The 23,697-nt window shown below is 60.2% G+C and carries 23 protein-coding genes and 1 tRNA gene; 16 read left to right on the top strand and 8 right to left on the bottom strand.

What is annotated here, in order from left to right; all coding sequences use genetic code 11:
* Positions 1-12: 12 nt before the first annotated feature.
* Both rimI and ACOX7T_RS13410 read left to right on the top strand, forming a co-directional pair.
* Entirely contained in the window at positions 13-468 is a 456-nt protein-coding gene (rimI, locus tag ACOX7T_RS13415; RefSeq protein WP_433443631.1) for a ribosomal protein S18-alanine N-acetyltransferase, read from the top strand.
* Complete coding sequence (locus ACOX7T_RS13410; protein ID WP_433443629.1) at positions 465-1,064, top strand: GNAT family N-acetyltransferase; 600 nt, start codon at positions 465-467, stop codon at positions 1,062-1,064. The genes rimI and ACOX7T_RS13410 overlap by 4 nt, the downstream gene beginning before the upstream one ends.
* Here ACOX7T_RS13410 and ACOX7T_RS13405 read toward each other — a convergent pair.
* Positions 977-1,279, bottom strand: a complete 303-nt coding sequence (locus ACOX7T_RS13405) for a hypothetical protein (RefSeq protein WP_433443627.1) — start codon at positions 1,277-1,279, stop codon at positions 977-979. The two genes, ACOX7T_RS13410 and ACOX7T_RS13405, sit on opposite strands and share 88 nt — an antisense overlap.
* 69 nt (positions 1,280-1,348) lie before the next feature.
* On the opposite strand from ACOX7T_RS13405, the gene ACOX7T_RS13400 reads away from it, so the two are divergent.
* The 6 genes from ACOX7T_RS13400 to ACOX7T_RS13375 all read left to right on the top strand — a co-directional run bounded on the left by ACOX7T_RS13400 (position 1,349) and on the right by ACOX7T_RS13375 (position 5,232).
* Positions 1,349-1,588, top strand: coding sequence for a helix-turn-helix domain-containing protein (locus ACOX7T_RS13400; RefSeq protein WP_433443625.1), 240 nt, complete (start codon positions 1,349-1,351; stop codon positions 1,586-1,588).
* A 22-nt stretch (positions 1,589-1,610) separates the two neighbouring features.
* Complete coding sequence (gene tsaD, locus ACOX7T_RS13395; RefSeq protein ID WP_433443623.1) at positions 1,611-2,621, top strand: tRNA (adenosine(37)-N6)-threonylcarbamoyltransferase complex transferase subunit TsaD; 1,011 nt, start codon at positions 1,611-1,613, stop codon at positions 2,619-2,621.
* 311 nt (positions 2,622-2,932) lie between these two features.
* Positions 2,933-3,070: a hypothetical protein gene (locus ACOX7T_RS13390; RefSeq protein ID WP_433443621.1), complete on the top strand. Its 138-nt coding sequence runs from the start codon at positions 2,933-2,935 to the stop codon at positions 3,068-3,070.
* A gap of 57 nt (positions 3,071-3,127) precedes the next feature.
* Positions 3,128-3,203 (top strand) — tRNA-Thr (locus ACOX7T_RS13385).
* Positions 3,204-3,322: 119 nt separating this feature from the next.
* Positions 3,323-4,777, top strand: a complete 1,455-nt coding sequence (locus tag ACOX7T_RS13380) for a sodium:solute symporter family protein (protein WP_433443618.1) — start codon at positions 3,323-3,325, stop codon at positions 4,775-4,777.
* A 20-nt stretch (positions 4,778-4,797) separates the two neighbouring features.
* Complete coding sequence (locus ACOX7T_RS13375; protein WP_433443616.1) at positions 4,798-5,232, top strand: MarR family winged helix-turn-helix transcriptional regulator; 435 nt, start codon at positions 4,798-4,800, stop codon at positions 5,230-5,232.
* Positions 5,233-5,309: 77 nt separating this feature from the next.
* Here the strand turns inward: ACOX7T_RS13375 and ACOX7T_RS13370 are convergent, their stop codons facing one another.
* The 5 genes from ACOX7T_RS13370 to ACOX7T_RS13350 are packed head-to-tail and all read right to left on the bottom strand — an operon-like array spanning position 5,310 to position 10,781.
* Positions 5,310-6,566, bottom strand: a complete 1,257-nt coding sequence (locus ACOX7T_RS13370; RefSeq protein WP_433443614.1) for a zinc-ribbon domain-containing protein — start codon at positions 6,564-6,566, stop codon at positions 5,310-5,312.
* A 5-nt stretch (positions 6,567-6,571) separates the two neighbouring features.
* Positions 6,572-7,831 (bottom strand): zinc-ribbon domain-containing protein, encoded by a 1,260-nt coding sequence (locus tag ACOX7T_RS13365; protein WP_433443612.1) that lies wholly within the window; start codon positions 7,829-7,831, stop codon positions 6,572-6,574.
* A gap of 3 nt (positions 7,832-7,834) precedes the next feature.
* Positions 7,835-8,761: a zinc ribbon domain-containing protein gene (locus ACOX7T_RS13360; protein WP_433443609.1), complete on the bottom strand. Its 927-nt coding sequence runs from the start codon at positions 8,759-8,761 to the stop codon at positions 7,835-7,837.
* A gap of 33 nt (positions 8,762-8,794) precedes the next feature.
* Positions 8,795-10,072 carry a zinc-ribbon domain-containing protein gene (locus ACOX7T_RS13355; protein WP_433443606.1) on the bottom strand — a complete coding sequence of 426 codons (1,278 nt, stop codon included), beginning with the start codon at positions 10,070-10,072 and terminating at the stop codon, positions 8,795-8,797.
* A 1-nt stretch (position 10,073) separates the two neighbouring features.
* Positions 10,074-10,781, bottom strand: a complete 708-nt coding sequence (locus ACOX7T_RS13350; RefSeq protein WP_294553448.1) for a serine/threonine protein kinase — start codon at positions 10,779-10,781, stop codon at positions 10,074-10,076.
* 106 nt (positions 10,782-10,887) lie between these two features.
* Here ACOX7T_RS13350 and ACOX7T_RS13345 point away from each other — a divergent pair, with 106 nt between their 5' ends.
* The 3 genes from ACOX7T_RS13345 to ACOX7T_RS13335 all read left to right on the top strand — a co-directional run bounded on the left by ACOX7T_RS13345 (position 10,888) and on the right by ACOX7T_RS13335 (position 14,731).
* Positions 10,888-11,313: a helix-turn-helix domain-containing protein gene (locus ACOX7T_RS13345; RefSeq protein WP_433443604.1), complete on the top strand. Its 426-nt coding sequence runs from the start codon at positions 10,888-10,890 to the stop codon at positions 11,311-11,313.
* A gap of 29 nt (positions 11,314-11,342) precedes the next feature.
* A complete protein-coding gene (locus ACOX7T_RS13340) occupies positions 11,343-12,632 on the top strand; it encodes an S-layer homology domain-containing protein (RefSeq protein WP_433443602.1) in 1,290 nt (429 codons plus the stop codon).
* A gap of 80 nt (positions 12,633-12,712) precedes the next feature.
* Positions 12,713-14,731 (top strand): Ig-like domain-containing protein, encoded by a 2,019-nt coding sequence (locus ACOX7T_RS13335; RefSeq protein WP_433443600.1) that lies wholly within the window; start codon positions 12,713-12,715, stop codon positions 14,729-14,731.
* A gap of 133 nt (positions 14,732-14,864) precedes the next feature.
* Here ACOX7T_RS13335 and gdhA read toward each other — a convergent pair whose 3' ends face one another.
* A complete protein-coding gene (gene gdhA, locus ACOX7T_RS13330; protein WP_433443597.1) occupies positions 14,865-16,202 on the bottom strand; it encodes an NADP-specific glutamate dehydrogenase in 1,338 nt (445 codons plus the stop codon).
* Positions 16,203-16,487: 285 nt separating this feature from the next.
* Positions 16,488-17,372, bottom strand: a complete 885-nt coding sequence (locus ACOX7T_RS13325) for a LysR family transcriptional regulator (RefSeq protein WP_433443595.1) — start codon at positions 17,370-17,372, stop codon at positions 16,488-16,490.
* Positions 17,373-17,834: 462 nt separating this feature from the next.
* Between ACOX7T_RS13325 and ACOX7T_RS13320 the strand changes: the two genes are divergently transcribed.
* The 5 genes from ACOX7T_RS13320 (at position 17,835) to ACOX7T_RS13300 (ending at position 23,480) form a co-directional block, all read left to right on the top strand.
* On the top strand, positions 17,835-18,944 hold the full coding sequence (locus tag ACOX7T_RS13320; protein WP_433443593.1) for a PTS transporter subunit IIC: 1,110 nt from the start codon (positions 17,835-17,837) through the stop codon (positions 18,942-18,944).
* 230 nt (positions 18,945-19,174) lie between these two features.
* Positions 19,175-20,362, top strand: coding sequence for an amidohydrolase family protein (locus tag ACOX7T_RS13315; protein WP_433443591.1), 1,188 nt, complete (start codon positions 19,175-19,177; stop codon positions 20,360-20,362).
* A gap of 83 nt (positions 20,363-20,445) precedes the next feature.
* Positions 20,446-21,957 (top strand): DUF362 domain-containing protein, encoded by a 1,512-nt coding sequence (locus tag ACOX7T_RS13310; RefSeq protein WP_433443589.1) that lies wholly within the window; start codon positions 20,446-20,448, stop codon positions 21,955-21,957.
* A gap of 23 nt (positions 21,958-21,980) precedes the next feature.
* Positions 21,981-22,838: a hypothetical protein gene (locus ACOX7T_RS13305; protein ID WP_433443587.1), complete on the top strand. Its 858-nt coding sequence runs from the start codon at positions 21,981-21,983 to the stop codon at positions 22,836-22,838.
* A gap of 24 nt (positions 22,839-22,862) precedes the next feature.
* Complete coding sequence (locus ACOX7T_RS13300; RefSeq protein ID WP_148316534.1) at positions 22,863-23,480, top strand: amino acid synthesis family protein; 618 nt, start codon at positions 22,863-22,865, stop codon at positions 23,478-23,480.
* Positions 23,481-23,697 lie beyond the last annotated feature (217 nt).

Raw genomic sequence — 23,697 nt, 5'->3', positions numbered from 1 at the left:
GAGTATCAGAACATGGATTTCAGACTGCATCCCATGGACCGCTCCACGGTGCCCGACGTGGCGGCCATTGAGCGGGAGTGTTTCTCCCAGCCCTGGTCAGAGGAGATGCTGGCCGAGGAGCTGTACAACGACAACGCGTCCTTCATCGTGGCCGTGGCCGACGACGGCACCGTCCTGGGCTACGCCGGCCTCACTGTGGTGCTGGACGAGGGATATATCAACAATGTGGCCGTCAAGAGCCAGTACCGCCGTATGGGCGTGGCCGACGCCCTGCTGGGGACCTTCATCCGCTTTGCGGAGGAACATCTGGCCTTCCTCACCCTGGAGGTGCGGGCATCCAACGACAAGGCTATCTCCCTTTATACGAAAAACGGCTTTGTCCAGGAGGGACGGCGGAAGGACTACTATAAGGACCCCAAGGAGGACGCCATCATTATGACCCGGCGCTTCAGCGGGGGAGAGGCATGACCGGCGGAGAGATCCGCCTTCTGGATGCCGCCGCCCTCCGGCGGGTGTACCGGGAACATGTGAAGGCGGACTTCCCGCCCGCCGAGCGCAAGCCCCTGGCCATGATTGAGCGGCAGGTCCGCACCGGGCAGTACGACACCCTGGGCCTGTTTCAGGGGGAGAAGCTGCTGGCCTACGCCTTTTTGTGGCGGGACAAGGAGGGACGCTGTGCCCTGCTGGACTACCTGGCGGTGTGTCAGGGGGGCCGGGGACAGGGCACGGGGAGCGCCTTTCTGGAGCAGCTCAAGGCCCACTACGGCGGCTTTGACGGCCTGCTGGTGGAGGCCGAGGCGGAGGACCCACAGGCGGGAGCGGAGGACAATGCCCTCCGACGCCGGCGGATTGACTTCTACCGACGCTGCGGGTTCCGTATGCTGGACTACCGGGCCCGCCTGTTCGGCGTGACCTACTCCATGCTGGCCTCCGGCACCCTCACCGCTGCCGACGCCCTGGCCGCCCACCGGCGGCACTACCGTCTGGACGAGCCTGGGTTCAACCCGCTCCGGGCCATGGCGGAGATTCCCTGCTCGTCGGGCAGCGCATCCTCCAGCTCGTGACCCAGGGACAGGCCCAGCCGCAGCCCGGCGGAGAAGCAGAGTATCCCCCAGGTCTCCATCAGAAGGTTGCGGCTGTCCACCAGCTCCAGCGCGTCGCCGGATTTCAGGGCCACGTCCCACCCTGCCAGTGCCTCTTCGTAGGCGGGAGACTGGCAGAGAAGCTCCCGCCGCTGGGCAATGAATTGCAGGTAGAGCTGATGGGAGAAGGGTTCCATTCTTAACACCTCAATTTACGACTAAATTAGTCATTCTTGCATAATGAAGTATATATGACTATAATAGTCATGTCAAGAGGGAGGACGAAAATGGATAGACAACCTATCCGATTGAAGGAACTTCGAATGAAAAAAGGCCTCCGTCAGGCTGAGATGGCCGAAAAGATGGGGGTTGTCCTCCGCCAGTATCAGCGCTATGAGAGCGGCGAGCAGGAGCCCAAGCTGGCCGGATGGATCTGGCTAGCGGACTATTTCCAGGTCTCGCTGGACTATCTGGTGGGACGGTCGGAGGACCCAACCCGCCATTGATGGAACGAAAGAAGGAATTTCCATGAATATATTAGCCATTGAATCCTCCTGCGATGAGACCGCCGTGTCGGTGGTGCGGGACGGCCGTACCGTCCTGGCCGATGCCATCGCCTCCCAGGCGGATATGCACGCCATTTATGGCGGCGTGGTGCCCGAGATTGCCTCCCGTAAGCACATTGAGGCCATCGCCGGGCTGACCGACCAGGCTCTGGCCCAGGCGGGGGTGACCAAGGCCGACATCGACGCCGTGGCCGTCACCTACGCCCCCGGTCTCATCGGCGCGGTGCTGGTGGGGGTCAACTTCGCCAAGTCCGTGGCCTTTGCCCTGGATGTGCCCCTGGTGCCTGTCCACCACGTCCGTGGCCACATCGCCGCCAACTACATCACCCACCCCGACCTGGAGCCCCCTTTTGTGTGTCTGTGCGTCTCTGGCGGCACCACCGCCATTGTGGACGTGCGCAGCTACACCGACATGGAGGTCATGGGCTCCACCCGGGACGACGCGGCAGGGGAGTGCTTTGACAAGGTGGCCCGAGTGCTGGGCATCGGCTACCCCGGCGGCGCTCCCATGGACCGGCTCTCCCAGGGCGGAGACGACAGCAAATACCCCTTCCCCTCCGTCCATGTGGATGGCGCGCCCCTGGACATGTCCTTCTCAGGGCTCAAGACCGCTGCCATCAACCTGATCCACAACGCACAGCAGAAGGGCGAGAAGCTGGACTTACCCGCTCTGGCCGCCTCCTTCGGCGCTGCGGTGAGCCATATGCTGGTGCCCAGGGTCATGGAGGCCGCACGGATGAAGGGCTACGGCAAGGTGGCCGTGGCGGGCGGCGTGGCGGCCAACAGCCGCATCCGGGCCGACTTGGAGCGCTCCTGCCGGGAGAGCGGCGACAAGCTCTACCTGCCTCAGCTGAGCCTGTGCGGAGACAACGGCGCCATGATTGGCTGCCAGGGATATTATGAATACTGTGCCGGGAAACGGGCGGGCATGGACCTGAATGCCTGCGCCACCCGGGATATTGGAAAGGGCTGAGGAATCAGCCCTTTCTTTTTGCATTAGACGGCTGTAAGGCATGCAGAAATCCAAAATAATTAAATTATGTAAACTAATAAAGGGCCGGAGTGGTGGAAAACTGATGTGCAAAACTGAGTGGAGAAGTGGAAAAAGAGTGAAAAATAGAGGAAAAGACTGTGTGGAAAACCATGTGGAAAATGTGGATAACATCTAGTAAATGACGTTATTGAACGATATTACGTTAACAGAAGAAGAGCACAGAATCGACAAAACGCTGTGAGAAAAATGGGAGGGAAGCGGTCAAAAAGGCGAGATGAGTGTGCGGAAAAATGGAGGTGGAGGGGAGTGTTAGCGGAATAGCTGGAAAAGAGAAGAATTACAGGATGAAAAAATGCAGCCTGACTGGCAGAATGAAAGTAAAATATACCGTTAGTATATTAGCGGCAGAAAAGAAAACCGGAGATTGACGGGGACACAAAAATATGGTATGATTACTTGTCGTCAGCGGATTGAAAAGTGAATATGCTGGTATAGCTCAGTCGGTAGAGCAGCTGATTCGTAATCAGCAGGTCGTGTGTTCGAGTCACATTACCAGCTCCAAGAGAGGCACGATGGAAATCGTGTCTCTTTTTTTGTACTTACGACATATCGAAGATGATTGACATTACTTCGATATCGCTGTAATATAATTCTATATCGAAGTATAAGGGGGGATCTGTATGCTGCGGATCATCTCACTGGTTGGTCTGCTTGTCTACTTTGCGGTGCTGCTGGTGGCGGTGACCCGGGAAAAGAAAAATCACAGCGTACTGGATTACTTTTTCGCCGGGCGGACGCTGCCCTTCTGGGCTCTGTCCATCACCTTCATTGCCTCATGGTGGGGGGCAGGCTCCGCTATATCCACAGCAGATCTGGCCTACACGGACGGCCTTGGAGCCTTCTGGTATTACGGCGTCCCGGTGCTGATCTCCACGCTGCTGATGATTCTGGGTGCAAAGGGAATCCGTCGGGTGGGCTATCTGACCCAGGGTAAGATGATGGAGGCCCGCTATTCCAAAACGGTTTCCAAGATACTCTCGGTCATGATACTGATTTTCATGACCCTTACGGCCGCCTCCCAGATGGTGGGTATCGGCACATTCTTTGGCACCTACCTGGGGCTTAACTATGAGCTTGCCGTGGTGGTGGGGACGGGAATTGTGCTGATCTACTCCATGTTCGGCGGCTTCCGCGGGGTGGTGCTGACCGATATCATCCAATTTGTGCTGCTGCTGATTTCGGCGGTGGCGGTGTTTGTCGTGGCAATGCACACCTCGGGCGGCCTGGGCGCCATCCAGGCCGCGGCGGAGGCAGCGGGAAAGACGGAGTATATGAGCGTTACCGCAGGGGCCTCCAAGTATATGACCTATGTGATTACCTTCGGCTGCGCCTGGATGATTCAGGCCAATGTCTGGCAGCGGATATCCGCCGCAAAGACCGACAGAGACGCCAGAAAAATGACGGTGATGAGCTTTTTTGCCTACATTCCGCTGTACCTGATTGTGGTTTTGACCGGCATGGCCGGCCTGGTGCTCTTTGAGCAGATGCCCGAGGGCGGTGTGGTAACGGCGGTGGTGGTGGAGTATATGCCGCCGGCACTGGGCGCGCTGGTCTTTGTGGGAATTGCGGCGGCCATCATGTCCACCATGGACTCCCTCATCAATACGGGCGCCATGACACTGGCCATTGATCTGAGAAGCGGGGAGAAGAGCGAGGAGGAGAAGTTGAAATTCTCCCGTACGGCCACCCTGCTGGTCACCGCCGTTGCCCTCGTTATTTCGCTTGGTATTCGCTCCATTCTGGAGATCTCCTGGATGGCCTCCGATGTGATCACCACCGGTGTGTTTGTGCCGCTGGTGGCGGGCTTCCTCTGGCGCCGGGGCAATTCCAAGGGTGCCATGGCCGCCATGGTGACGGGACTGGTCTACTGTGTGTACAACCTGCTCATTGGCTTCGGCCTGCCGCTGCCTGCCTTCTGGGCGCCCCAGTCCGCACCCCAGGTGATTCTGGGTGTGGCGCTCTCGCTGGCGGTCTATGTGGGTGTCAGCCTGTGTACCGAACCTGAGTACGACAAGGCCGACCGGTTTATCGCCGCGGCCAATCTGTTTGGAAAACGGGGAGGGACAGAAACGTGAGGGATGACGATTCGTTTGCTGTGATCTCAAAGATTCGGCGGGGAATGGAGGTCATGCTGCTGGAGGCCCTGAAGCAGGCGGGAGTTTCGGGGATTGCGCCCTCCCACGGGCAGATTCTGCTTGCCCTGTTTGACGGACAGCGCCTGCCCATGAACGAGCTGGCAGAGCAGATCGGCAAGACGCCCCAGACCGTGACCGTGCTGGTGAAGAAGCTGGCGGAGATGGGCTATCTGAAGAGTGAGCGGGTTCCTGCCGACAGGCGGAGCAGCGTGGTGTCTCTGACGGAGCAGGGAGAGCGGCTCAAGCCGGTGTTCCAGTCGGTGTGCAGGCAGCTGCAGGAGACCCAATACAGGGGACTGAGCCAGGAAGAGATTGTGCAGCTGCGCAGGATGCTGGCTGTTGTGGCGGAGAATTTTTCCGCATACAGCAGAGAAGAAGACATACAAAACGTATAATTAGATTAAAATATTACAAAACACCCTCAGACATGCGCCAACTGCGCATGTCTGAGGGTGTTTTTTCAGTCGAAGCATTACTCGAACAGGGCGCCCGAGGTGTCCACTGAGTGATTGCAGCGGTTGTCGATGTCGGTGCCGTTGCCGGAGAATACCGAGCCGTCAAAGTAGATGGTCATCTCGGTGGGCACGTTCTCCAGCAGCACGGCGGTGCCGTTATCCAGGAACCTGTTGTCCTCGTACAGGTCGTGGGAGGCGGACTGTCCGGTGGAGTTGAAGTGGAAGCCCACCTGGTTGTCGATGAAGGTGCACCCGGTCACGTTGACCCAGGCCTCGCCGTAGGCCAGCACGGCGGTCTTATAGCCGGTGAAGGAGCAGTCTACAGGCCAGCACTTGGCGGGGGCGGAGATGCCGATGTCCGTGCAATCCCCCACAAAGTCCATGTCGTAGAAGTAGTTGATCCAGTAATAGCTCCCGCTCCTGAGGGTGACGCTGCCGTGTAGGACGGTGCGCGCCGCGCTGTCGGTGGAGCCGTAGAAGTCAATGGAGCGGCCGGGCAGCTCCAGATCGCCCTCATAGGTCACGGCGGGCAGGTAGACCTCCACCTGGTCGTTGGCAGCGGTCTCGCTGGCGATCTGGTCCAGCAGGGGCTGGAGCTCCTCGATGGTGCCCATAGGATAGTCGTGCCAGTTGTACACATGGGTGATGATGGCGGTGATGTGGATATTCTGCCGCACCCGGATCACGTCGCCGTTCTTCATCTGGGCGGTCCACACCACCTGGGGCTCACCGGAGCTGCCGGTAAAGTCCAGGTAGGACACCATAGCGGCGTCGGGGGAGTAGTCGTCGTGGCTGGGAGCCGTGGCCGTGAGGGGGGAGGAGGCATTCTCGTCCGGCACCACCTCCACGGTGACCTGCTCCACCAGAGGCTCGAACTCCGTCCAGGCGTCCGCGCCGGTGGCGGCATCGTTGACGTACCAGCGGGAGGGCCAGCGGTATTCGTCATCCGGTCCGCCCTGCTGATAGATGTCGGGGGCACTCTGGCAGCGGTCGTTGGGCCAGGCCACCAGGAGCTGATAGGTCTTGTCGCCGGTGGTGTAGTACACCTCACCCACGCCGTCGTACTCCTGGGGGGTATGGGCGCCGAAGCGGTTCCACAGCGCCCAGGCGGCGGCCGCAATGACAATCAGCACCGCCAGACCCACAATCAGCGCTTTCCGAAGGGGCATTGGTTTTCCGGCCTTCTTCCGGGAGTGGACATCCCGGGCACAGTGGGGGCAAAAGGCTGCGTTCTCAGGCAGATCCGCTCCGCAGTGGGGGCATTTGCGTTCCATGGTGTTCACTCCTTGGTATCAAAGGTGACCTGGGACAGGTCCAGGGGCTGGTCGCAGCGGTTGTCAATGTCGGTCTGGTTGTTGGAGAATACCGAGCCCTGGAAGTTCATGGTCACGTCGGTGGGCACGGCCTCCAGCAGCACGGCGGTGCCGTTGTTGGAAAAGTAGTTGTCGTTGAACATGGAGTGGTTGACATACTCCCCGGTGCTGTTGAAGTCAAAGCCCACCTGGTTGCCGTCAAAGCGGCAGCCGATGACATTGACCCAGCAGGTGCCGTAGGCCAGCACGCCGGTCTCCCAGTTGGTAAAGGAGCAGTTGGTGGCCCGGAAGAAGGCTGAGACGGACACGCCGGGGCCCGTTCCGCTGCCAGCAAAGTCCAGGTCCTGAAAATACATGATATCACTGTTGGGAGAGGTGATAAAGACGGTGCTGGTGAAGGTGGTGCGGTTGCCGTCGGCGTCCGTGGAGCCGTACACGTTGAAGGGGCGGTCCTGGATGGTGAGCTCTCCCACATAGGTCACGGCGGGCAGGTGGAGGTTCACCACGGTGGGCAGGGGGACATCCTGCTCAATCTGGTCCACCAGGGCCTGGAGGTCCTCAATGGTGTCCATGGGGTAGTCCTCCGGATAGTAGTCCAGGGTCTCAATGAGCTCCGGCTCATAGGTCTGCCGCAGGCGGATGGTGTCCCCGTTCTTCATGTGAAGGGTCCACACCAGCTCCGCCGGGGTGCTCTCTCCGGTGAAGTCCAGCAGGGAGATGAGGGCGGCGTCTGGAAGGGCCTCGTTGTAGGCGGGCTGGGAGCAGACCATGGGGGAGGGGCTGTCCTCCTGACCAATAAATTCAGCGGAGGCCGACTCCACCAGCTCCAGAAAGGCCTGGTTGGCGTCCTCGCCGGAGCCGCTGTTGTGGATATACAGCCGGGAGGGCATCCGGTACTGGCCGTCCGCCTCGCAGGGGATGGTCAGCTCGGGCTGAGGGGTGAAGCGGTCGGCGCCGGAGGCCAGCAGCACCTGATAGACGGTGCCGTCCTCGGCGGTGTAGGTCACCTGGCCGTACTCGTCGTAGGTGCTGGGTTTCAAGTTCAGCCACAGCCCCACGGCTACGGCGGAGACGATGACCAGTACCAGCAGGCCCAGCAGCACCCGCTTCAGCATGGGCACCGGCACCTTGGCTGTCTTGCGGGGGGATACAGTCCTGGCGCAATGGGGACAGAAAGAGGCCTCCTCCGGCAGGTCCGCACCGCAGTGGGGACATTTGTGTTCCATGGCTTATCCTCCGTTTCCCTGATAGTCCAGCATGGTGTAGCCCAGCAGGTTGTAGTCCGCGTCCAGCAGCAGGTAGCACATCCAGCGGCCCTCGTCGGGCAGGAATTCCTCCAGCCGCTCAATCTCACGGCACTGCCGCTCCATATCCGGATCGTGGTACTGGAGCCACAGACGGAAAATCTGGGAGTCATCCTTCCGCAGTACCGGGCCCCGCCCTGTGTTGTAGCCCTTCAGGAACCACACCACACCTGAGGACTCCAGCTCCTCCGGGGGGATGCAGGTGGAGAAGAGGTCCTGCCACTGGTCGTCAAAGGCGGCGCTCTGCTCCAGGTAGAGGTCGGTAAAGTCGTAGTCGCACAGCGTCACGTCCAGCTGCCACTGGCCATCTCCCAGGTTGGTGGCCGGTCCGATGGAGTAGCCCATCAGGTGGGTGTTGGTGTCAAAGAGCAGCAGATACAGGCTGTCACCCCCCGCTTTGCGGGCGTTGAACTGGCCCCACTCCCCGTCGGATCCGCTGGTGCCCTGGGAGGACACCAGCGCGGCCATCTGGAAAGAGTTGATCAGGTAGTCGTCGATGTTGTCGCTGGTCAGGGAGGTGGTGCCGAAGTTGATATAGGTCACCCTGGGGAAGTACTCCCGCATCAGATCGGCTGTGACCTTGACCATGCCCTCCTCATCCTCGGTGAGCACCACCTGATGGACCTCCCCCTCGGGCATGCCGGAGGGAGCGTTGTTGTGGATGAAAAGGGCCAGCAGCCCGGCGGCGGCTGCCAGAAGCACAATCACAAGGGCCGCGATTTTCAGCCCCTTCCGCCACAGATGGGCGGGAACCTGGGCCGGCTTCCGGGTCCGGATGCTCTGGGCGCAGTGGGGGCAGAAGGAGGCGTCCTCCGGCAGGGGGGCGCCGCAGTGTGGGCAAAGGTGTTCCATGATAAATCCCGCTCTGTTCCGTGGTTCGGTGAGTTATTCAAAGATGGCGTAGGAGATGTCCACCGGCTGGCCGCAGGGGTTGTCGATGTTCACGTTGTTGCCGGTGAAGCGGGAGCCGATGAAATCGATGGTCCTGTTGGTGGGCACCTGCTGGAGCAGAACGGCGGTGCCATTGCTGCGGAAGGTGTTGCATTCAAAACGGGTATAATTGGCATAGTCTCCAGCACTGTCAAAGCAGAAGCCTGTGCTGTTGTCCTCAAACCAGCAGCCCACCGGGTCGCACCAGTCATCGCCGGTGACCAGCAGGCCGGTGTCCCAGCCGGAGAAGAAACAATTCTCTACCCGGCTCTCGGCGGAGAGGGTGAGCCCCACGCCGGAGCCGCTCCCCCGGAAGTCGATATTCTGGATAAAGGATACCGGCTTTTTCTCCGGGGCGATCACCACCGGTCCGGTAAAGGAGGTGCGCATGTTTTTCTCATCCACGCTGCCGTAAAGGCTGACGCCCCGGCGGCGAATGGTAAGGCCGCCCTGGTAGTGGACCGGGGGCAGGTGGACGTACACCATGGCGGACGGGGAGGCCTCTTCGGCAATTTGGTCCACCAGGGCCTGAAGCTCCTCAATGGTGTCCATGGGGTAGTCCTCCGGGTAGTAGTCCAGGGTCTCCACCTGCTCCAGATAGAGCTTCTGCCGCAGGCGGATGGTGTCCCCGTTTTTCATGTTGAAGGTCCAAACCAGCTCCGCCGGACTGCTCTGGCCGGAGAGATTCACGATAGTCACCAGGGCCACGTCGTCGTCGTAGGACTGGTACATGGGCTGGGAGCAGGTCATGGGGGAGGGGCTGTCCTCCGGCTGGATGAGCTGGGCATAGAAGGTGTCCACCAGTTGGAGGAACATGGGGCTGGCGTTGTGTCCGCTCTCCACGTGGGTGATGAACAGGTTGGAGGCCCGATCATAGGCCACATACTTCTCTGCCTGTACTGTGTATTCCGGCTGGGGACCGGAGGCGTTGTCCTGGAAGGTAAGGTAGAGATGGTAGGAATTGCTGCCGGTGGAATAGACCACCTCGCCGTAGGCGTCGTAGACGTCGGGGGTGACGGCCTGGTACAGCGCCGTTCCCAGCAGAAGCCCGCCTGCCGCCAGCAGCACCAGTCCTGACAGCTGGAGGGCCAGCCGGACCTTCTTCCACCACATGCGGACCGGCACCACAACTTCCCTCCGGGGACGGACAGGCTGGGCGCAGTGGGGACAGAAGGAGGCGTCCTCGGGCAGCGCCGTGCCGCAGTGGGGGCACGGCCTGGTCCTGCCGCTCATGTTACAGGGCCTCCATCAGCCGCAGCACGTTCTTGTACCGCCGCTGGGGGTTGACGTGGGTGCAGCGGTCCACGATACGGCCCATTTTGCCGCTGGCCAGATGCTTGGAGGGGTGCTCGCCGGTGAGCATCACGTTGATGAGGATGCCCAGGGAGTAGATATCGGTGCGGATGTCCGACTGGGACAGACCGTACTGCTCCGGGGCGGCGTAGCCGGTGGTGCCCAGGATCTGGGTGTCGTTGTCGTGCTCCGGCTTATGTAAACGGGCGGCGTCGAAGTCGATGAGCAGGGCCTCCGAGCCACGGAGAATGATGTTCTCCGGCTTTACGTCCCGGTGGACGGCGCCGATGGAGTGGAGCACCCACAGGGCCCGGCACACCTGACTGACGATTTTTTTGGTCTCCTCCGGAGAGAAGAGGGCGCCCTTGAGGAGAAAACCCAGGGTGTCGCCCTCAATAAATTCCTCTAACACCAGGTTTTCCCCATCCCGTTCCGCCACCTCATAGACGGTGGGGAGGTTGGGGCAGGTATAGTCCAGCAGGGCGCGGTATACCTCGGAATTGCCGTAAAAATGCCGCAGAATAAACTTTTGAGCGGTGGTTTTGTGACGGATTAGGTGTACACTGCCCCGGGGGCTCTCCTTCAGAATCCGGACCAGCTGGTACTCCTCCCGCAGCCTATCAGACAGCCAAGTATAAATGGAAATCACCCCAAAATCTGAAACACTATGCAGTGGGCATATTGTATCCTCATACCAAATGTTGTAGATTTAGTATATACGATTTCCAAACAGAAGTCAAAGAGGAGTGAAAAGTGTGGAAGAGAAGAGCACGGACGATCTGAATCAGGAGCTCATGAGCAAGGACGATATTGACTCCTATATTAAGGAAAATCGCTTCTATTTTTCGGATCGGAGCATTTCTGAGCTGCTTAATGCACTCTATGACAAGAAAGACATCTCCAAGGCGGCACTGGCCCGCAAGGCGGGGATGAGTGAGGTATATCTGCACCAGGTGTTCTCCGGGCGGCGGAAGCCCTCCCGTGACAAGCTGCTCTGTCTGTGTGTGGGACTTGGCGCCACATTGGGTGAGACGCAGCGTCTGCTCCGGCAGGCCGCGCTGGCAGAGATCTACCCCAAGAACAAGCGGGACGCTATCATCGGGTTCGGCATCACCCACCAGATGGAGCTGAGCGAAATCAACGACAAGCTCTTCCTTGAAAATGAGAAGACCTTGTTTTAAATCACTGAAATGGCAGGAGGAAGGTTGAAATGAGAAGTAAACGGCTTCTTTCCGTGCTGACAGCAGGCGTGCTCTGCCTGTCACTGCTGCCGTCAGCAGCGCTCGCCGCTGAGAGTATGGATAACTTCAAGGCTGGACGAACCTATGCTGACGGACAGTTCACTGACGTGTCGCCGAGCAGCTGGTATGCCGGAAGCGTGGAGTCCGCCTATGAGCTGGGGCTGGTTTCGGGCACCAGCGAGACCACCTTTGATCCCAACGGGAGCATCACCATCGGCTCGGCGCTGGCACTGTCCTGCCGGCTCCACAGCATTTACCACACCGGCACGGCAGATTTTGTCCAGGGCAGCCCCTGGTATCAGGTCTACGTGGATTATGCGGTGGAAAACGGCATCATTGCCGAGGGAAGGTACAGCGATTACAACGCTGCCGCCACCCGCCGGCAGTTTGCGGCCATTCTCGCCCAGGCCCTGCCTGAGAGCGCGCTGACCGCCATCAACGAGATTGATTACGGCGCCATCCCTGATGTGGCCACTGGCAGCTCGGACTATGAGGAGGTCTATACCCTCTACCGGGCAGGCGTACTTACCGGCAGTGACAAGCAGGGCAGCTTCCTGCCTGAGACTACCATTGACCGGGCTTCGGTGGCTACCATCGTGTCCCGCATGGCTCTGCCCGGACAGCGCCAGAGCATTACGCTGACTCCGCCGGTCAAGGAAAACCCGGTGACGGCTGTGACGCTGAGCAAGAGTTCCCTGAGCCTGGAGGTTGGCGGGAGCGCAGCGCTCACCGCGTCTGTGACCCCTGCCGACGCAACTAACAGTGCGCTCACCTGGAGCTCCTCCAACACCGGGGTTGCAACGGTGAGCGGCGGCACAGTTACCGCTGTGGCAGCGGGCAGCACGGTGATTACCGCCCAGACGGCCAACGGTGTGTCCGCCCAGTGCACGGTAACGGTGACAAAGCCTGTCCAGCCTGAGCCCCAGCCCACGACGGGCAGCTACGCCGCATTCCCCGGTGTGCCGGATTTCGGTGCGCTGATGGGCATTGATGCGCTGGTTGACGTTACCGACCCCACGGAAGGCAGCGGAAGCTATTTCTATTCCAGCACTGCGCTCGATCAGGCGGGCCACATGAATGACTTTGCCGACCTCTATGTGCAGGCACTGGTGAGCAGCGGCTTCTATATGCTGGGTGATTTTGAGAACAGCGACGGCGGAACCACACTGATATTTGACAACGGAGTATACAGTGTCATGTTCGGCGTGGTGATTGCAAGCGGAATTCCGGGCATCATGATCGCCATCGTGCCGGCGTGATGGACTGTGAAAGCCTTTTGCCAAAGCGTCAGCTTTTGCAAATAGAAGGAAACAATAAACGCAGAAAAGGAGTAGGTAGCATGAGAAAGAAACGGATTTTATCGTGGATAGCGGCGGGTGCGCTCTGCGTCTCGCTGCTGCCCGGTGCGGCGCTGGCTGCTGAGAGTATGGACAATTTCAAGGCCGAGCGGGAGTATCCGGTAGGCCAGTTTACCGACGTGCAGGCCAACAGCTGGTACGCCGGAAGCGTGGAGAACGCCTATAAGCTGGGCCTGGTGGAGGGCACCAGCAAGACCACCTTCTCTCCCAACGACCCCATCACCATCAGCTCCACTCTGACCCTGGCCTGCCGCCTGTACAGCACCTATTACGGCGACAACGCCGACTTCACCGGCGGCAGCCCCTGGTATCAGCCCTATGTGGACTATGCCATTGACAAGGGCATCATTACCTCCGGCCAGTACAGCGACTACAACGCCAACGCCACCCGCCGGCAGTTTGCCGCCATCATGGCCAAGTCCCTGCCCGCGAGCGCCCTGAAGGCAATCAACACCGTGGAGGACGGCGGCATCCCCGACGTGGCCTCCGGCAGTGCCAACTATAACGACATCTACACCCTCTACCGGGCGGGCATCCTCACCGGCAGCGACAAGGTGGGCACCTTCCTGCCTGAGACCACCATCGACCGGGCCTCTGTGTCCGCCATCCTCTCCCGCATGGCCATGCCCGACCAGCGCCAGTCCATCACCCTGAAGAAGTCGGACGTGGCCGCCACCGGCATTACCCTCAACCGCAACACTCTGACCCTGAAGGCCGGTGAGACCTACCAGCTTACCGCTACCCTGACGCCTGTCAACGCCAGCACCAAGGTGGAGTGGAGTGTCAGCAACAATGTGGTGTCCGTCACAGACGACGGTAAGATCACGGCCAATCGGGGCGGCGCCTGCCTGGTAACCGCTACGGCGGGCAGCGTCAAAGCCCAGTGCTCCGTGACGGTCACCGAGGTGGAGATCACCCGGGTCCGCTTCAGCGATTCCAGAGTGGAGATGACCGAGGGCGAGAGCAGGAAGCTGAACGTATCCCTCACCCCCTCTAACGCCAGCCCCCTCTCCCTTGACTGGACCTCCGACACCCCCAGCGTAGCCACCGTCTCTGAGGATGGCACCGTCACCGCCGTGGGCGAGGGCAGCGCCATTATCACCGCCACGGCGCCCAACGGCCAGGACGATTACTGCTGGGTATATGTGACCAGAAAGGTGGATGTCAAAGTGCCCGTGGTGGGCCGGGAGTACGGCCCCTTCAACTTGACTACCTATTACAGAGACGGCAGAGTGAACGATACCTGGAACATTACATCCTTTGTTGTCAACAGTATTGAGGCTCGCCGGGGCAGCGATAACTATGAGCTGTCTATCAACATCCAGGGCCGGAGCACCTACGACAGCTGCTGGTTTGACCTCTACTTCTATGATGCCAGCGGCCGCCTGCTCGGTGAAAAGACCATCATTGAGAGTGTGAGCGCCAACCGGGATTTCAATATTATTGTAGACACGTATATTGAGTGCGACCTTCTGGACAATGCGGCCCGGATGGAGTTCTATTCTCATGACGGCGATCCCGCCAACTCCGGCGGCTCCAGCTCCGGCGGCAACCAGGGCGGCTCCACCGGCGGCAATGAGGGCGGTTCCACCAGCAGCGGAAACCAGGGAGGTTCTACCACTGAGCAGCCCAGCTACAGCTACGCCGATTACTACGGCTTTGACGGTATCCCGTCCTTTGACAGCTTCAGCCCCAGCTCGACCCGCCATGAGGAGAAATATGTCACCGGCAAGATAGGCGGTTTCAGCTACTACGGAGTGCAGGAGTCCGAGATAAATGCCTACCTCACCGCGCTGGTAAATGAATGCGGCTATACCGAGGGTTCCCAGATTCCTACCGGCGGCTCCACGCTGGTTTCGAGGATTTACACGCGGGGCACCCAGGGCCAGAGTGATTACCGGGAGATCCGGTTCAGCTACATGGACAATATCCCGACCATGGGCGGCGGCAAGGTGGTAATGATCTCCTTCTCCATGGTCCAGCCCACCAACTATTACTAATATTAACGTACGTCAGGCAACAGCGGGCCCCTACCAAAAGGCAGGGGCCCGTTCCTTTTATATGCAAAAAGCGCCGCCCGTCCCGCAGGGGGACAGGCGGCGCTTATACTGCCGGTTTTAATTGGGGAGAAAATTACACCCAACCCTGAGCCATCATGGCGTCGGCGACCTTGATGAAGGCGGCCACGTTGGCGCCCAGGACATAGTCCTCGGGGGTCTTGCCGTACTCCTCGGCGGCGGCGGACATGTTCTTGTAGATGTTGGACATGATATCCTTCAGGCGGCTGTCCACCTCCTCGAAGGTCCAGGACAGACGCAGGCTGTTCTGGCTCATCTCCAGGGCGGAGACGGCCACGCCGCCGGCGTTGGCGGCCTTGCTGGGCACGAACAGGATGCCGGCCTCGGCGAAGGCATCCATGGCCTCCAGGGTGGAAGGCATGTTGGAGCCCTCGGTGACCATCCAGCAGCCATTCTTCAGCAGGCTCTTGGCAGCCTCCAGGTCGATCTCGTTCTGGGTGGCGCAGGGCAGGGCGATGTCGCAGGGAACGGTCCAGATGCCCTGCCAGCCCTCGTGGTACTCGGCCTGGGGATGGGCCTCCACGTACTCGCGGATACGGCCGCGGCGGACCTCCTTGATCTCCTTGATGGTGGCCACGTCCACACCGTTCTTGTCCACGATGTAGCCGTTGGAGTCGCACATGGCGATAACCACGGCGCCCAGCTCGGTGGCCTTCTCAGCGGCGTAGATGGCCACGTTGCCGGAACCGGACACGATGACCTTCTGGCCCTGGAAGCTCTTGCCCTTGTGGGTCAGGACCTCGTTGGCCAGGTACACCACGCCGTAGCCAGTGGCCTGGGTGCGGGCCAGGGAGCCGCCGTAGCTCAGACCCTTGCCGGTGAGCACGCCGCAGTACTGGCCGGTGAGGCGCTTGTACTGGCCGTACAGGTAGCCGATCTCGCGGCCGCCCACGCCGATGTCGCCGGCGGGCACGTCGCAGTCGGGGCCGATGTGGCGGTAGAGCTCAGTCATGAAGCTCTGGCAGAAGCGCATGACCTCGTCGTCGCTCTTGCCCTTGGGGTCGAAGTCGCTGCCGCCCTTGCCGCCGCCGATGGGCAGGCCGGTGAGGGAGTTCTTGAAGATCTGCTCGAAGCCCAGGAACTTCATGACGCTCTGGTTGACAGTGGGGTGGAAGCGCAGGCCGCCCTTGTAGGGGCCGATGGCGCTGTTGAACTGGACGCGGAAGCCGCGGTTGACCTGATACTCGCCCTTGTCATCAATCCAGGGCACACGGAAGGTGATGATCCGCTCGGGCTCGACCATCCGCTCCAGGATCTTGGCCTTCTGATACTCGGGGCGGCGCTCCACGATGGGGCGCAGGGAGTTGAGCACCTCAGTGGCGGTCTGCAGGAACTCCGGCTCGTGGGGATTCTTCGCCTTGACGTCAGCCAGTACCTGATTCACATAATCCATGATGTTTACCTCCTGATCTGGTAGAGCGGCTTCCTTAAATATATATATAAGCCACATCTATGAGATATATCTGCGGTTGCTCGGGGGGACACCCTCCGCCGGACGGGACTGGAGGGCACGGCCCTGCGCACTACATTGGCATAAGTATACTGTCTTACCCCCGGTATCTGTCAATAGTTTTTTGCAGGATTTTTCAAAAAACTTGCGTAAAAAAACCGTTCCGTCCGTAAGAATCCGCCCGTGAGAGAGAAAAGGGGCAAGATTTGTCTTTCAGGACTGCACTAATCAGAATAAATTAATGAATGCGGTGATCTCGGAAAACAGCTTCTTGCTCTGGTTCCAGATAAGACAGACGCGGGGGCTGAAATTCAGATCCTCCAGGTGGCGGATGACCAGTGACGAATCGGTATTGATGACGGCAGATGTATATGGCGCGATGGCGATACCGATGCCTGCCTGGGTCCAGCTCAGGGAGGACTGAATCCCGTCGTTTTCACATATGATGTGGGGAGTGAAGCCGTGCTTCCGGCAGGCGGTGACCAGCATCTCGCGATAACGCCGGTGCGTGACCAGCGGCTTGCCCTGCAGCTCCTCCAGCGGAATGGCATTTCCGGTGTTCCCCTCAAAGAAATAGGGCTTGGCCAGAGCGACAAAGTGGTCGGCCTCTCCCGGAGGGAGCACGGTGTTGCGGATTGGCACCACGTGGAAGGACGTTACATTAAAAGGTTCACGCACAAAACCGATGTCCGCCTCATTTTCCCGCAGGGCGGCCAGCACGGACTCGGTGGGGCCCTCCACAACCTGAAAGTTCACATAGGGATAGTCGCTGCAGAAGTGGGCAATCTTCTCCGGGAGAATCTGGCTGTTAATGGAACCGATGGTGGCGATGCGGATAAGCATGTGTTTTTCCTGGGAAATAAGCTGAATATCCCTGGAAGTCTCCTCCAGCAGGGCGAGGATAGCCTGGGCACGCTCACGCAGGAGAATTCCGGCCGGCGTAATCTCCAGATGACGCTTGTCACGGATGAAAAGGGGGGAGCCAAGTTCATCCTCCAACAGCTTGAGCTGAAGGCTGACAGGCGGCTGTGATACATTTAAACTTTGGGCAGCCCGGGTTACGCTGCCCATCTTGGCGATTTCCAGGAAATATTCCAATTGTTTTAGCGTCATTGCACAAATCAGCTCCCTGATAATCAGCCTAACCGAACAAAAGTCATATATAAAAAATATATAATATCAATGTTTTAGAAGTATAAAAGTATTTGTCATGTCATAGGAAGAATGTTATAATATAGGCAATGAGGGGGACGGAGTTTTCATTGAAAATGCCCTGCTGTCTCTGCTGCCCTCTTTTTTCAGATAAGAAATATGAAAGATATAGAACGGAAAAAAGGAATTTTGTCAAATTATATTATATTATAAATATATAAAATGTAAAAAGCAAGACGTTCAAGCAAAAAAGTTGAAAATTTTGTACTGGCAATGAAGCGACGCCCTTTTTGGTTGCGAAACGTATTCCCCAGATACGTTTTTCAATAACAGCCGGCGACAGGGGCGGATACGGTGCGCACCGTGCCGCCCCACTCTCAGAAATCCCCACCTACCGAACATGATATGAGAGGGAGGAAAAGTATGACCGAGCAGAAAAATACGCAAGAACTGACTGGCATTAGGAAGTACTTCAAGGAACAGAACATCGAAATCTCCTGGAACCGGATTGGCATCCAGGCCCTGGGCGGCATGGCTCACGGCTTGTTTGCCTCGCTCCTCATCGGCACCATCATCAACACCGTTGGTACCTTTATCCCGGGTGTAGTCGGCGAGTTCCTGATGAGCATCTCCGGGCAGACCTCCGCCGTACAAGGTGCGGCCATGGCTCTGGCCATCGGCTATGCCGTCAAGTGCGATCCCTACGTCCTCTATTCCCTGGCCACAGTCGGCTACGCCACCAACACCCTGGGCGGCGCCGGCGGTCCTCTGGCCGTGTACTTCGTCACCCTGATTGCCATCTTCTTCGGCAAGCTGGTCTCCAAGCGTACTCCTGTCGACCTGATTGTTACCCCGGCTGTCACCATCATTGTCGGCGTCCTGGTAGCACAGTTCCTGGCCCCGTCGATTGGTGCGTTCGCCTCCTGGCTGGGCACCATCATCATGTGGGCCACCGAGCAGCAGCCCTTCTTCATGGGCATTCTGGTGTCTGTGATTGTTGGTATCGTCCTGACTCTCCCCATCAGCTCCGCTGCTGTCTGCGCGGCGCTGAGCCTGACCGGTCTGGCCGGCGGCGCCGCTGTGGCTGGCTGCTGCGCTCAGATGGTGGGCTTTGCCGTGTGTACTTATCGTGAGAACAAGATGAACGGCCTGGTCTCCATCGGCCTGGGCACCTCCATGCTGCTGGTTCCCAACCTGATGAGCAAGCCAATCCTGTGGCTGCCGCCCACGCTGGCCGCCGCTGTGACCGGTCCTATCGCCACCTGCATCTTCAACCTGCAGATGAACGGCTCGCCCATCTCCTCTGGTATGGGCACCAGCGGTCTGGTGGGTCCCATCGGCGTTGTTACCGGCTGGTTCACTCCCTCTGAGGCGGCCCTGAACGCCGGCGCTTCCGCCATTGCCCCTGGCGCGATGGACTGGATTGGCCTGGTTCTGATCTGCTTCGTGCTTCCTGCCGCGCTGGCGCTGCTCTTCTCCGAGATTATGCGCAAGCAGGGCTGGATCAAGGAAGGCGACTATAAGCTGGCCTGATTCAGGGGTGTCCCGGACGGCTACATATTCTAACCGCAGCCGGGGCGCCCAGCAAAACGGGCGCCCCGGCTGATATATCAGGGCCAATGCCCTGCTCTTTAGGCGATACACGCTCCTGGCGGAGGCCATAGCCGATGACCGGAGCGGTAGAGCAATACAAACCCCGCATGTCATGAAAAAGGTAAAACGCCGATTTAGCACCGGCTAAAAGATGAAAGGAGTTTTTCACAATGAGCATGACAGTCATTAAGAACATCGGCACCATTCTCAGCGGTGACATCAACAAGCCTGTTCTTGAGGGTGACACCATCCTGATCGCTGACGGCAAGATTAAGGCCATCGGCGGCGACGCCCTGGCTGCTATCTCCACTGCTGAGATCGCTGCCGAGGTGGAGCAGGGCACTGTCATCGACGCCGCCGGCGCCACTGTCGCCCCCGGCCTGTTCGACACTCACGTCCATACCAGCCTGGGCGATTATGCTCACCGCCAGTTTGCCAGCAACTTCATCGAGGGCGAGCTCCACGGCGGCGTGACCACCATCATCTCCGCCGGCGAGTGCCACACCCCCGGCCGTCCCAAGGATCCCGCCGGCACCAAGGCTCTGGCCATCCTGGCTCACAAGTCCTTCGCGGCCCTCAAGCCCGGCGGCGTGAAGGTCCACGGCGGCAGCGTCATCCTGGAGAAGGGCCTGGTTGAGGCCGACTTCGCCGAGATGGCCAAGGAAGGCGTCTGGACCGTCGGTGAGATCGGCCTGGGCAGCGTGAAGCAGCCCGAGGATGCCGCTCCCATGGTCGAGTGGGCTCACAAGTACGGCATGAAGGTCCAGATGCACACCGGCGGCACCTCCATCCCCGGCTCCTCCACCGTCACCGCCGAGCAGGTCATGGCCACCAAGCCCGACGTCATCTCCCACATCAACGGCGGCCCCACCGCCATCCCCCTGCACGAGGTGGACAAGCTGATGGACGAGACCGACTTCGCCATGGAGATCGTCCAGTGCGGCAACCCCAAGGTCACTGACTACGTCGCCCGCCGCGCCCAGGAGAAGGGCCAGCTGGGCCGCATCATCTTCGGTAACGACGCCCCCTCCGGCACCGGCATCATCCCCCTGGGCATCCTGCGCAACATCTGCCAGGTGGCTTCCGTGTCCGGCATCCCCGGCGAGATCGCTGTCTGCATGGCCACCGGTAACGCTGCCCGTGTGTATGACAAGCTGAACACCGGTATGATCGAAGTGGGCCGCGAGGCCGACCTCATCTTCCTGGACGCCCCCATGGGCTCCGTGGCCAACACCGCCGTCGAGGCTTTCGAGTGCGGCGATATCCCCGGCCTGAGCATCATCATGGTGGACGGCGTCGTTAAGGCTGCCAAGAGCCGCAACACGCCTCCCTGCAAGCGCGCTGCCAAGGTCCTGTAATCGAACCGAATTGACACAAGCCTGCCGCCCGGCAGAGGGTATACGGGCGGCAGGCCTATGATACAGAGGAGGCTCAACAATTCATGGTCATTGTGAACCTGGAAGCCTGTAAGGGCTGCATGATCTGCGAGAAAAACTGCCCCCTGGACGCTGTCCACGTTGTGGAGCGCAAGGCGGTTGTGGATGCCGAGAAGTGCTGCGAGTGCGGCGTGTGCACCCGCGTGTGTAAGTTCGGCGCCATCTCCAAGCCCGCTGCGATGAGCGAGAACTGCGCCATCTGCTCCCACTGCTCTGTGCAGTGCCGTGTGCCTCTGGGCCACACCGGCGCCTGCAAGCGCTACACCAATGTCAACGGTGAGCTGGTGCGCAACCGCAAGCTGGAGATCACCCCCAGCAGCGATGTGGTCTATCCCGACAAGCGCCTGGAAGGCCCCATCACCACCGCCGTGGGCGCCGGAACCAACTATCCCTGCATCCGTCCCGCGCCCCACATCGTCTCCGAGGTCCGGGACGGCGTGGAAGTGGTGACCGTAGTCACTGAGGCTCCCCTGAGCTACTCCGCCGTTGTGGTCAAGCTGGACACCAACACCTACATCGGCGAGGAAGGCGACCCCGTCTACCGTGACGGCAAGCTGGTGGGCATGGTCAACACCGAGGAGTACGGCTCCAAGATGATCGCTGTGGGCGGCGCCAACAAGCTGACCGGCCCCGACGGCTTCATCGTGGCCCGCACCATCACCGAGCTGGCCAACGGCGAGCAGGTGGAGCTGTCTGTCAACAAGAAGATCAAGGTTGTCGTGCAGCAGGGCAAGCCCCCCATCATCAACGGCGTGCAGGAGTCCAAGATGCGCATCGGCTGCGGCAGCGCTACCGTGGGCCTGTTTGCCAAGAAGATGAAGGAAGCCGTTGACGAGTGCATCGTCATCGACCACCACGTGGTGGGCCTGTTCACCGAGCACCTGGCCGGCGCCGACGTGGGCATGGAGTGGTCCGGCGTGATCCCCAACGCCCGCAAGTCCTCCCGCGGCCGTTACTTCGGCGAGCACGGCACCGGCATCGGCGGTACCACCATCGAGACTCCCCGCGACGCCATCAAGAGCGTGGATATGACCCGCGCCCACGCCGGCATGCAGATCCTGGTGCTCAACACCACCGGTGAGATCCGCGCCCTCTTTGAGGTCCAGGCCGACGGCGACGTGAAGGAAATCCCCATGACCGACAAGGCTACCGCCCTGGCGGACGATATCATGAACAACTGCGAGCAGTCCCTGACCAGCGTCATGTACACCGGCGGCACCGGCGGCAGCGCCCGGGGCGGCGTCTGCTCCAAGCCTCTGGCCATCACCAAGGCCGTCCATGAGGGCAAGGCTGTCCTCACCATCGGCGGCGCTCCCGCTTACATCCTGCCCGGCGGCGGCATCGACTTCATCGTGGACGCCGGCAAGATGGTCAACCACGGCGTGACCTGGGTTCCCACCCCCGCCACCGTGGCTCCCGTGGAGTACACCATGACCAAGGCCGACTATGACGCCATCGGCGGTCATATGAACTGCGTCAAGCCCATTGACGAGCTCCGCAAGGAGATCGGCGAGTAAATTAAGCCATGGATGACGAGCAGATGAGAGAGCTGGCACCGGGCCGGGTCTTCTTTGACTACGGTCCCGTGTCCATGGTGGTCACCGCCGAGCGGAGCGGGGAGGGGGACACGGAGCTGTGCCGCTCCGCCTTCCCCGTGATTGACAACTGCCTGAAGGACCTCAGGCCGTCCCTGGAGATGCTCCGGCGCTACCCGCCCCAGGTGGAGCTGGCGGCGCTGTCGGGCGCGGGACGGACCATGGCTCAGGCGGTGCTGGCCACCGGCGATCCCTGGCTCACCCCCATGGCGGCTGTGGCCGGCACTGTGGCCGACACCGTGGCCGACTATCTCTGGGAGCAGGGCGCCACCAAGGTGGCAGCCAACAACGGCGGCGACGTGGCCATCCGGCTGGCTCCGGGAGAAAAACTGGGGCTGGGCGTGCTGTTTGACATGTCCAAGCCGGGCGGTGTGGACCAGGTGTTCCGTCTCAAGCCCGAGCACGGGGTGGGCGGTGTTGCTACCAGCGGCCTGGGCGGCCGCAGCCTGACCACCGGCATCGCCAGCGGCGTCACGGTCTTTTCCAGCCGCTGCGCCATGGCTGATGCCCTGGCAACCCTGCTGGCCGACCGCTCCTATATCGACTCGCCCGCCGTCCATACCTGCCTGGCAGGTGAGCTGGACCCGGACAGCGACATCGCAGACCTGCGGGTCGTGACCGGTGTGGGACCTCTGAGCGAGGAGGAGAAGCTCACGGCGCTGAGACAGGTGGTGGCCGAAGCCAGAAAACAATACGAAAAGGGCGGCCTGCTGGCCTGCGTGGCTACTGTGCAGGGCATGACCACCCTGTTTGACCCCAAAGGTATCCTGAAGGGGCCGAATATCATGAAAAATCCTCAATAACCAATATATAAGGAGTGTATTGTCATGAAAGAGCCCAAAATCCGCAAGATCGTAACCAACCTGGAAGAGGTCTTCTATGAGGGCGGCGCTGATATGCCCGTCGAGAACGGCGAGAAGAAGTCCATCAAGACCGTCTCCGTGGCTGCCGTTATCAAGAACCCCTATGCCGGCAAGTGGCAGGAGGACCTGAGCGAGCTGACCGAGTACGGCGAGTACCTGGGCGACCTGCTGGCCCGCAAGGGTGCCGAGCTGCTGGGCGCTGAGAACGTTGAGACCTACGGCAAGGGCTGCATCGTGGGCACCGACGGCGAGCTGGAGCATTCCTCCGCTATGCTGCACCCCAAGGCCGGCAAGCCCATCCGTGCGGCCATCGGCGGCGGCAAGTCCATCATCCCCTCCAACGAGAAGGTCGGCGGCGTCGGCGCTTCCCTGGACATCTCCCTGCACTTCAAGGATGCCGCCTTCGTGCGTACCCACTACGGCTCCTTCGAGGTCCGTGTGCCCGATGCCCCCAAGGCTGACGAGATCGTCATGGCCGTTGTCCTGGCCGACGGTGGCCGTCCCCACGCCACTGTGAACGGCGTCGGCCGTATCGGCGGCCTGCAGAAGTCCGAGGCCAAGTGCGAGGACGGCATGCACTAAGCTGCTGCAGCGAATCTGACAGAGACTTGAAAAAAGGCCCCCGACCGACCCAATGGCGCTGGTCGGGGGCCTTTTCCAAGACGAAATTCAAAACGGAATGGCGATATTGAACATGAGAGAAGAAATCCGTTCAGACCGTTGAGAATGCCGGTCCCCCCGGCAGAATCCGGTTTCAAACTGGGGAACCATCGTTCCCAACGGTCTGAACACAGCTTAA

It is taken from the genome of Pseudoflavonifractor sp., from assembly GCF_050943825.1.
Lineage (GTDB): Bacteria > Bacillota > Clostridia > Oscillospirales > Oscillospiraceae > Pseudoflavonifractor.
Note: the sequence above shows the minus strand (reverse complement) of the source record. Positions and strands in the feature narration are given on the sequence as shown.